The organism is Plantactinospora siamensis (assembly GCF_042434095.1).
Lineage (GTDB): Bacteria > Actinomycetota > Actinomycetes > Mycobacteriales > Micromonosporaceae > KBS50.
Genome location: NZ_JBHLUE010000015.1, coordinates 1 through 9,147, shown reverse-complemented (window position 1 = coordinate 9,147; position 9,147 = coordinate 1). Strand labels below are relative to the sequence as shown.

Annotated in this window: 7 protein-coding genes and 1 pseudogene; 6 read left to right on the top strand and 2 right to left on the bottom strand. The window is 74.4% G+C overall.

All coding sequences use genetic code 11. The features are described 5' to 3' along the window. The 5 genes and pseudogenes from ACFFHU_RS17490 to ACFFHU_RS17470 all read left to right on the top strand — a co-directional run. A pseudogene (locus ACFFHU_RS17490) lies at positions 1-958 on the top strand (hypothetical protein); the annotation flags it as partial. Positions 959-1,017: 59 nt separating this feature from the next. Then, positions 1,018-2,013 carry an alpha/beta fold hydrolase gene (locus tag ACFFHU_RS17485; protein WP_377340225.1) on the top strand — a complete coding sequence of 332 codons (996 nt, stop codon included), beginning with the start codon at positions 1,018-1,020 and terminating at the stop codon, positions 2,011-2,013. 30 nt (positions 2,014-2,043) lie between these two features. Beyond that, entirely contained in the window at positions 2,044-2,952 is a 909-nt protein-coding gene (locus ACFFHU_RS17480; protein WP_377340224.1) for a DUF3152 domain-containing protein, read from the top strand. A gap of 52 nt (positions 2,953-3,004) precedes the next feature. Further along, positions 3,005-4,249: an adenylyltransferase/sulfurtransferase MoeZ gene (moeZ, locus tag ACFFHU_RS17475; RefSeq protein ID WP_377340222.1), complete on the top strand. Its 1,245-nt coding sequence runs from the start codon at positions 3,005-3,007 to the stop codon at positions 4,247-4,249. 86 nt (positions 4,250-4,335) lie between these two features. Further along, positions 4,336-5,148 carry a prenyltransferase/squalene oxidase repeat-containing protein gene (locus ACFFHU_RS17470; RefSeq protein ID WP_377340227.1) on the top strand — a complete coding sequence of 271 codons (813 nt, stop codon included), beginning with the start codon at positions 4,336-4,338 and terminating at the stop codon, positions 5,146-5,148. A gap of 76 nt (positions 5,149-5,224) precedes the next feature. On the opposite strand, the gene ACFFHU_RS17465 is transcribed toward ACFFHU_RS17470, so the two are convergent. Further along, positions 5,225-6,295 (bottom strand): MerR family transcriptional regulator, encoded by a 1,071-nt coding sequence (locus ACFFHU_RS17465; RefSeq protein WP_377340219.1) that lies wholly within the window; start codon positions 6,293-6,295, stop codon positions 5,225-5,227. Positions 6,296-6,424: 129 nt separating this feature from the next. Between ACFFHU_RS17465 and ACFFHU_RS17460 the strand changes: the two genes are divergently transcribed. Then, positions 6,425-8,014 carry a Na+/H+ antiporter gene (locus ACFFHU_RS17460; RefSeq protein WP_377340216.1) on the top strand — a complete coding sequence of 530 codons (1,590 nt, stop codon included), beginning with the start codon at positions 6,425-6,427 and terminating at the stop codon, positions 8,012-8,014. A gap of 10 nt (positions 8,015-8,024) precedes the next feature. Here ACFFHU_RS17460 and ACFFHU_RS17455 read toward each other — a convergent pair whose 3' ends face one another. Next, positions 8,025-8,894: a class I SAM-dependent methyltransferase gene (locus ACFFHU_RS17455; protein ID WP_377340215.1), complete on the bottom strand. Its 870-nt coding sequence runs from the start codon at positions 8,892-8,894 to the stop codon at positions 8,025-8,027. Positions 8,895-9,147: the final 253 nt, after the last annotated feature.

The window sequence follows — 9,147 nt, the reverse complement described above, 5'->3', positions numbered from 1 at the left end:
CCGTGACCGCTTCGCCGGGCCGGCGTCGGGCGGTGACCGTGACCGCTTCGCCGGGCCGGCGTCGGGCGGTGACCGTGACCGCTTCGCCGGGCCGGCGTCGGGCGGTGACCGTGACCGCTTCGCCGGCTCGGCGCCGGGCGGTGACCGTTTCGCCGGCTCGGAGTCGCCTGCCGGCTTCGCCGGCTTCGACGCGCGTGGCGGCCTCGCCGCCGAGTCCCGCGACGCTGCCGGCATGGCCGGCGCGGAGTCGCCCGGTGATCTCGCCGGCTTCGGCGGCGCGGAGTCGGGTGGCGTCGCTGCCGGCTCGGACGCGCCGGGCGGGGCCATTCCGGCCGGCCCGTCGCCGGCCGTGCCGGCGGCCGACGTGCCGCGGCGGCGCCGGTCGGGCGTCCCGCACCGCGGCCGCGCGGTGGTGGGCGGGCCGACCGAGTCCGCGGAGACGGAGACCCCGCCCCCGGGTTCGGCGCTGGCCGGCACCTCGTTCGCGGCCGGCCATCAGCTGACCACCACGGAGAGCGCGCCGTCCCGCCCGCTCAACCCGGACGGTCCGCCGGGTCCGCGCGTGATCATCGACCACGTGCAGGTGAGCACGTTCGGTCTGGAGGCGTCGGTCGAGGTGAGCCTGTCCGCGGCCGGGCAGCGGGCCAGCGGCGTCACCACCGGCCCGGCGGTGGACGGGTACGTGCTGCGGCTCTGCGCGGCCTCCGCGGCGTCGGCCATCGGTGAGCTGCTGCGGACGCCCGACGGCACGGCGGAGCGTGGCCGGTGTTTCGTCGAGCACGCCGCGGTGCTGCCGTTCGGCAACTGCGAGGTGGCCACCGTGGTGGTCTTCCTGGTCTGCGAGGGCTGGGTCGAGCAGCTGGCCGGGTCGGCGCTGGTGTCCGGGGACCCGCGCCAGGCCGTCGTGCGGGCGACGTTGGCCGCCGTCAACCGCCGGCTCGAGGCACTACTGGCCTAGGGCCTACCGGCATAGCAGGCATCCGGGTCGGCGGCGGCGCGTCCGGGCATCATGGAGACATGAAGCGCGCTTCGCTGGGGCCGGATGAGCTGTTCCCGCTGGGTGAGGTGCCGCCACCGTGGCCGGGCCGGCACGTGCGGGTCGGCGGCCTGGCCACGTACGTCCGGGACACCCCGGCCACCGCGGCGGGGGCCGAACCGGCGCTGTACGTGCACGGGCTGGGCGGTTCGTCGCAGAACTGGACGGACCTGGCCGGTCTGCTCGCCAACCGCCTGGACGGGCAGGCGCTCGACCTGCCGGGATTCGGCCGCAGCCAGCCGGGGCGCAGCTACTCGATCCCGGCGTTCGCCGACCACGTCATCCGGTACCTCGAGCAGAGCGGGCGGGGGCCGGTGCACCTGTTCGGCAACTCGCTCGGCGGCGCCATCTGCGTGCGGGTGGCCGGGCTTCGCCCGGACCTCATCCGTACCCTCACGTTGATCTCCCCGGCCATGCCGTTCCTGGATCCGCGCCGCTCCCTGCAGGGCCGGATGCTGCCGCTGCTCGCGGTGCCCGGCGCCACCCGGTTGACGGCGCGGTACCTCACCTCGCTCGCCCCCGAGGCGATGGCGCAGCAGGTCATGGAGGCCTGCGTGGCCGACACCAGCCGGATCTGCGAGCAGCGCCGGCTGGAGGCCATCGAGGAGATCCGGATCCGCTACCAGGAGGACCACTACGCGCACGCCTACCTGCGGACGTTCCGCGGGATCGTCTCCAGCTTCCTGCGCGCGTACCTGCCGGGTTCCGGCTCCCTGTGGCGGATCGCCCGGCTGATCGACGCGCCCACCCTGGTCGTCGCGGGGCGGCAGGACCGGTTGGTGGACATCCGGGTGTCGCCGCAGGTGGCGCGGGTCATTCCGGACAGCCGCCTGCTGATCCTGGGCGGGGTGGGGCACGTCGCGCAGCTCGAGGTGCCGCGCACGGTGGCCCGGGCCGCGGTGGGCCTGCTCGACGAGGTCGGGGCCGGGTCCGCCGCCGGTTCGCCCGGACGGGGCGGATACCTCGATCGGCCGTAATTCGGGTCGCTCTGCTGGGACGCTGGAGGAATGCGAACCCGGACCGGCGACCCCGCGGCCCCCGCGCCGGAAACCCGCCGCCGGCCGTGGCGCCGGCCCCGGGTGGAGCGCCGGCTCCGGTTGGGGCGCGGGCCCCGGTTGGGGCGCCGGCTCCGGTTGGGGCGCGGGTGCGGCCGGGCGGTCCTGCTGCTGCTCCTGCTGCTGGTCGGCGTGCTCATCGGTGCGGACCGGCCGACGCTACCGATTCCGGGCCCGCGCGGCCCGGGCGCGATCAGCGCGGGCGCCCGGCCCGGCACCGACCCCGGGGCGGCCGTCACCCCGGCTCCGGCCGCGCCTGGGTCGGCGGCGGGCGACCACCTGCCGGCGCCGTCGACCGGTTCCGGCGCCTTCGCGTACGCGGCGAGCGCCGGCCCGGTGCTGGGCACGGCCGGCGAGGTGCGCGCCTTCCACGTGGCGGTCGAGCGGGAGGCCGGCCAGCGGCCCGAGGACTTCGCGGGGGCAGTCGACGCCATTCTCGGTGACCCGCGGAGTTGGGTGGCCGGCGGGGACGTCCGGTTCCAGCGGGTGCCCGCGGACAGCCCGGCGAGCTTCGAGGTCTACCTGGCCACGGCCGGCACCTCCGAGCTGATGTGCGCCGACGGCGGCCTGAGCACCGAGAGGTTCACCTCGTGCCGGCTGCCCGGCCGGGTCATCATCAACCTGAGTCGCTGGCTGGGCGCCGTCCCCGGCTACGGCGCGCCGCTGGCGGTCTACCGGGCGTACGCGCTGAACCACGAGGTGGGCCACGAGCTGGGCCTGGGGCACGAGACCTGCCCGGCGCCCGGCGCGCCGGCCCCGGTGATGCAGCAGCAGACGTACGGCCTGCTGGGCTGCGTGGCCAACGCCTGGCCCTACCTGGACGGGCGGCGGTACGCGGGCGACGAGGTGGCGTGGGGCTGAGCGACCCCCACCTTTATTCCCGCTCCCGCATGTCGGGCGGGTGTTCCCGCTCATGGCCGAAGGGCGGCCCGGCGAGCAACAATGGCGCGGCAGACCATCGTCGATCGGAGCCATCGTGTCGCTGCCCCCGCTCGTGGAGCCCGCCGCCGAGCTGAGCGTTGACGAGATCCGCCGCTACTCGCGCCACCTGATCATCCCCGACGTGGGGGTCGAGGGGCAGAAGCGGCTCAAGAACGCCCGGGTGCTGTGCGTGGGCGCCGGTGGGCTGGGCTCGCCCGCCCTGATGTACCTCGCCGCGGCCGGGGTGGGCACGCTGGGCATCATCGACTTCGACACCGTCGACGAGTCGAACCTGCAGCGCCAGGTCATCCACGGCCAATCCGACGTGGGACGACCCAAGGCCGAGTCGGCGGCCGCCACCATCCGGGAGATCAACCCGCTGGTCCAGGTGGTCATCCACAACACCGCGCTGGACCGGGACAACGTCCGGGAGATCTTCGGCGGGTACGACCTGATCGTCGACGGCACCGACAATTTCGCCACCCGATACATGGTCAACGACGCGGCGGTCCTGCTGGGCAAGCCGTACGTGTGGGGTTCGATCTACCGGTTCGACGGCCAGGCCTCGGTGTTCTGGGCCGAGCACGGCCCGTGCTACCGCTGCCTCTACCCGGAGCCGCCGCCGCCCGGGATGGTGCCGTCGTGCGCCGAAGGCGGCGTGCTGGGCGTGCTCTGCGCGTCGATCGGCTCGATCCAGGTCACCGAGGCGATCAAGCTGCTCACCGGCATCGGCGAGCCGCTGGTCGGTGGCCTCATGGTCTACGACGCGCTGGAGATGACGTACCGGAAGATCAAGGTCCGGAAGGACCCGCAGTGCGTGCTGTGCGGGGAGAACCCCACGGTGACCGACCTGCTGGAGGACTACGAGGACTTCTGCGGCGCGGTCTCCGAGGAGGCTCAGGAGGCCACCCTCGGCTCCACCATCACGGCCCGTGAGCTGAAGGAGTGGCAGGACGCCGGCAAGGACTTCCTGCTGGTGGACGTGCGCGAGCCGGCCGAGTACGAGATCGTCCGGATCCCGGGCGCCACGCTCATCCCGAAGGGCGACATCCTCTCCGGCGAGGCGCTGGCCCGGCTGCCGCAGGACCGGCAGATCGTGCTGCACTGCAAGTCGGGGGTCCGCTCGGCCGAGGCGCTCGCCGCGCTGAAGTCGGCCGGCTTCGCCAACGCGGTGCACGTGCAGGGCGGGGTGCTCTCCTGGATCAAGCAGGTCGACCCGTCCCTTCCCGAATACTGAGCGGGGTGGCTGTTGGCCGGACCACGTCCGGCCAAGCTACTGAGGCGTAACTTCGGACCGCCCACTAGCCTGTCGGCGTGATTGACATGGAGGCGGCCGTCGGGTTCGTGGTGGTCCACGGCGACCCGGTCGAGCGCGCCCGCCTGCACCGGCTGCGCGGCGGTGCGGACGTACCCTCGGAGGTCCTCCAGCACGCGGAGGTCGGCCAGACCGCGGACGGTGGCTGGCCGGCGTCCCGCGGCGGCGAGGTGGCGTCGGTCGACGCGACCTGCTTCCGGCTGGCGGAGCTGGACGATCTGGGCGCCTTCGCCCGGCCCGCGTCCCGCCGGGCGCTGGACTGGCTCGCCCGCCAGCAGCGCGCCGACGGCACCTGGGAGGAGGACCGGGCGCTGGCGGACATCGCGCCGCCGTGGGCCCGGCCGGGCGATCCGGAGGCCGCCTTTTACCTCACCGCCAACGCCGCCTTCTGGCTCACGGTGGCCGGCCTGGACGCCCGGGCCGCCGGGCCGCTGGACCACCGGGTCGGCGGGGTGTACGCGGGCGTCGTGCACGGGGCCGCCCAGGCGCTGGCGGACCGGCTGCGCCCCGACGGCACCTGGCCGTCGTTCCTGGTCGCCGGCGGGCTGGCCGCCGCCGTGCTGTACCGGCAGGAGCTGTTCGAGCCGGCCATGCGGATCGAGAACGTGCTGCTGAACCGGCTCGGCGATCTCTCGGCGGCGGAGCTGGCCTGGCTGGCCGCCGCCCTGCGCCGGGTGGACGTGCCGGTGGACGACCGGTTCCTGATCGCGGCGCGCCGCCGGCTGGCCGACACCCAGCGCCACGACGGCGGTTGGGACAACGACGAGGGGGAGCAGTTCGCCGTGCACACCACCCTCGCCGCCATCCGCGGCTGCCACTGACCGGGCCTGCCGCGCCCTGCCGTCGCGCCCGGCCCCTGCCGCGGCTCGGCCCAGCTCGGCCTTCCCGCCCGAGCTGCTAACCGCCGACGATGTCGGCCACCACGCAGGCGATGTTGTCCGGCGCGCCGGCCGCATAGGCCAGAGCGACCAGCCGCTGTGCGGTGGCGTCCGGTTCGCCGCCCTCGACCAGCGCGGCGTGCAGGTCCCGGCGGTCGACCACCGCGGACAGTCCGTCCGAGCAGAGCAGGTAGCGGTCGCCGACCAGGGCGGTACGCAGGGCGAGGTCGGCCTCGACGGGCCGGCTGCCGCCGCCGAGCGCGCGGGTGAGCAGCGCCCGCTGCTCGTGCCCGGCGGCCTGGTCCCGGGTCAGCCGGCCGCGGTCGACCTGGTCCTGCACCCACGTGTGGTCCTGGGTGAGCTGCGCGAGTTCCCTGCCGCGCAGCAGGTAGGCCCGGGTGTCGCCGATGTGGACCAGGGCGAGTTGGGAACCGCGGCGCAGCAGCGCGGTCAGCGTGGTGCCGGGCCGCTGCTCGCCGGTGCCGCTGTCCCGTACCGCGCGGTCGAGGTCGTCGAGGGTCGCGGCCAGCGCGGCGAGCAGTTCGACGCCCGGCCGGTCGCCCGGTTCGAGCCGCTTGAGGGCCGCCACGGCCGCGCCGCTGGCGGCCGCGCCGCCGGTTCCGCCGATGCCGTCGGCGACGGCCCACAACCGATCGCTGGCGTACGCGGTGTCCTCGTTGCTGTCCCGCTGCCGTCCCCGGTCGCAGCGGGTGGCGTGCCGGACCCGCAACGAGCCCGTGGTGTCGGACATGGCGGCGTCCTCCCTGGTCAGGCGCTCGACGAGGCGGGCGACCCGATGCCCGCGGGTCGCCGTGTCGGCGGTGACCCGCTGCCAGTAGGCGCTGATCGTCCCGGCCGCCGCCGCCGGCGCCTGCTCGCACACCGTACGGATCTCGGCCAGCGGCATGCCGATGCGGCGCAGCTGCGCGATGAGCCGGGCCCGGTCCAGCTGGTCCGGATGATAGAACCGGTATCCGGACTCGGGATCGACCGCGGTCGGCGGCAGCAGACCCAGCTCGTCGTACAGGCGCAACGCCTTTGGCGTCAGCCGCGCGGCCCGGGCGAACGCGCCGATGGTCAGCAGCCCCACGGTGTCATCCTCCTCGTACCGGTCGGCTGACCGGTACGGGCCACCCTGGGGGTTGCCCCTGGGTCAGGGTCAACCGCCGGACAGTCGTGCCGGCGCCGGTCCGGCCAACGGGTCCCGCCGGACGCGGCGATGACCCATCCTGGAGCGGTGCAGGGTCTCGTGCTGGTTGTCGTGCTGGCCACGACCGTCCTCGTCGGCACGACGATCGGCGGCCGCTACCGGGTCGCCCCGCCGGTCCTGCTCATCACCATGGGGGCCCTGCTCGCGTTCACCCCACCGCTGTCGCACGTGGTGCTCCAGCCGGACGTGGTGCTGCTGCTGTTCCTGCCGGCCATCCTCTACCGGGAGGCCCTCTATGTCAGCCTGCGGGAGGTCCGCGCCAACCTGCTGATCATCGCCGGGCTGGCGGTGGCGCTGGTGATCCTGACGACGCTGACCGTGACGTTCACCGCCCGGGCCATGGGGGTCGACCCGGCCGCGGCCGCGGTGCTCGGCGCCGTGCTCTCGCCCACCGACGCGGCGGCGGTGGCCGGCCTGGCCAAGCGGCTGCCCCGCCGGTTCCTCACCATCCTGCGGGCGGAGAGCCTGATCAACGACGGTACGGCGCTGGTGCTCTTCTCCGTGGCGGTGGGCCTGATCGCCGGCGGAGCGAGCCCGGGCGCGACGGGGTACCTGAGCCGGTTCGCCGTCTCGCTCTTCGGCGGGGTGGCCGCCGGCCTGGTCGTGTCGGTGGTCGTGGTGCTGGTCCGGCGGCGGCTGGACGATCCGCTCCGGGAGGGCACGCTCAGCGTGCTCACCCCGTTCACCGCGTTCCTGCTGGCCGAGCTGGTCCACGCCAGCGGGGTGCTCGCCGTCGTGGTGGCCGGGCTGGTGCTGTCGTACGCGAGCCCCCGGGTGATCCGCGCGCCGTCCCGGGTGCTCGCCCTGAGCTTCTGGGAACTCTCCACCTTCCTGATCAACGGCGGCCTGTTCGTGCTGCTGGGCCTGCAGATTCCGGGCACGGTCCGGGCGGTCGCCGGCGTGTCGTTCGGGCGGGCGTTGACGCTCGCCTTGGTGGTGGCCGGCGTGGTGGTGCTCACCCGGCTGGTCTGGGTGCACCTCTCGGCGTACCCGATCGGGTTGCTGAGTCGCGGGACGCAGCGGCCGGGCTGGCGGGCGCGGACGGCTGCCGGCTGGGTGGCCTTCCGCGGCGCCGTCTCGCTGGCGGCCGCGCTCGCGGTGCCGACCACGACGGCCAGCGGCCAGCCGGTACGCGACCGTGAGCTGATCATCTTCGTCACCGCCGTGGTCATCATCTCCACCATGCTGGTCCAGGGCACCACGCTGCCGCTCGTGACGAGCTGGGCGGGACTGCGCGGGGACCGGCAGCGCATCGAGGAGGTCGCGGCGGCCCGGACCCGGGCCGCCGAGGTGGTCCTGGCGACGCTGCCGGAGGTGGCGACGGAGACCGGGGCGCCGGCGGAGGCCGTCGAGCGGGTCCGCCGGGAGTACGAGAAGCACCTGGCGGACGGGCGTTCCGATGGCGCGGAGTCGGCGGAGGCGGCCGCCGAGGCCCGCGACGTGGACCGCCGGCTCCGGCTGGCCGCGCTCGACCGGAAGCGTCGCGAGATCACCCGGCTGCGCGACGCCAACGAGATCGACGACGTCGTGCTGCGCGATCTCCAGGCGGCGCTGGACATCGAGGAGATCCGGCTGCTCGGTCCGCAGCCCGAGGAGTGAGCCGGGCGGCTCACTCCTGCGGTCCTCCGCCGATGGTGGCGCTGGCCAGGCGGGTGAGCGTCGACGGTCGCAGCCAGTCGCGTTCCCAGCCGTGCGCCGCGAACAGCTCGCGCTGGTCGGTGGACTCGACCGCCGTGAATCCGTGCCGGGTCAGCAGGTCGGCCAGCTCGTCCGGGGCCAGGAAGGTCCGCCACGGCTCGCCGCGGTCCGCGGACGTCGGCCCGACCAGGTCGACGTACGTCTGCCCGGCCTCGTCCCGCAGCTCCGCCGGAACCATGTGGTCGAGCACCAGCCGGGTGCCGGGGGCGAACCGGCCGAGCTGGGCCAGGGTGGCCTCGAGGGCCGGGCGGGTGAGGTACATCAGCACGCCCAACCAGCTCAGCACGGCCGGCCGGGTCGGGTCGAAGCCAGCGGACCGGAGCGCGTCGGTGAGGTTGTCCCGTTCCAGGTCTACCGGCACGTACCGCAGCCCGGCCGGCGTCGCCAGCCCGGCGGTGGCCACCCGGTCCCGCTTCCAGCGCTGGGTGCCGGGCGCGTCCAGCTCGAAGGTCCGGATCCGCTGCGCCAGCGGCGAGCGGTACGCGAAGCTGTCCAGCCCGGCGCCGAGCAGGACGTACTGGTCGACGCCCCGGTCGACGGCGGCCGCGAGCAGGTCCTCGGTGTAGCGGCTGCGGCAGGTGACCTGGGCGCGGGCGCCGGCCAGCACGAGGTGCCGGCCGTGCTTGCGGTGGTAGTCGATGAGTTCGTCGGCCACGTCGCCGAGCAGCGTCTCGGCGAGCGGGTCGGCGAAGATGAGCGGCTCGCCGTCCACGATCGGGTGAGCGGCGCGGGCCGCGGCGGCCATCAGCGCGGTCTGGCTGGGTCCTACGGAAGTCGTCACGCCTGCGACGCTAATAGCGCTAAAAGCCATCATATCATGTCGAACAATTTCAAAAATCAGCCAACCGGGCGGACCTGTCCCGGCCGACCGGTCGTCCCGGCGTCCGACCGTTAACAAGGGGCCCTTGCTATACAAAAAGCGGCTCTTGTGACGTTGTCGTGGGTGGGTTGAGCATGTCGTAGCAGCGCACGCCGTTCTCCGGCCTACGGTTCCGGTTGTCGAGACTGGAATCGGGCATAACGGAGAACGGCGT

Bases quoted from the DNA above. Each gene is read 5' to 3' on its own strand.
- ACFFHU_RS17470 (WP_377340227.1), top strand. From the start codon at position 4,336: ATGGAGGCGGCCGTCGGGTTCGTGGTGGTCCACGGCGACCCGGTCGAG.
- moeZ (WP_377340222.1), top strand. From the start codon at position 3,005: ATGGCCGAAGGGCGGCCCGGCGAGCAACAATGGCGCGGCAGACCATCG.
- ACFFHU_RS17460 (WP_377340216.1), top strand. From the start codon at position 6,425: ATGACCCATCCTGGAGCGGTGCAGGGTCTCGTGCTGGTTGTCGTGCTG.
- ACFFHU_RS17480 (WP_377340224.1), top strand. From the start codon at position 2,044: ATGCGAACCCGGACCGGCGACCCCGCGGCCCCCGCGCCGGAAACCCGC.
- ACFFHU_RS17485 (WP_377340225.1), top strand. From the start codon at position 1,018: ATGAAGCGCGCTTCGCTGGGGCCGGATGAGCTGTTCCCGCTGGGTGAG.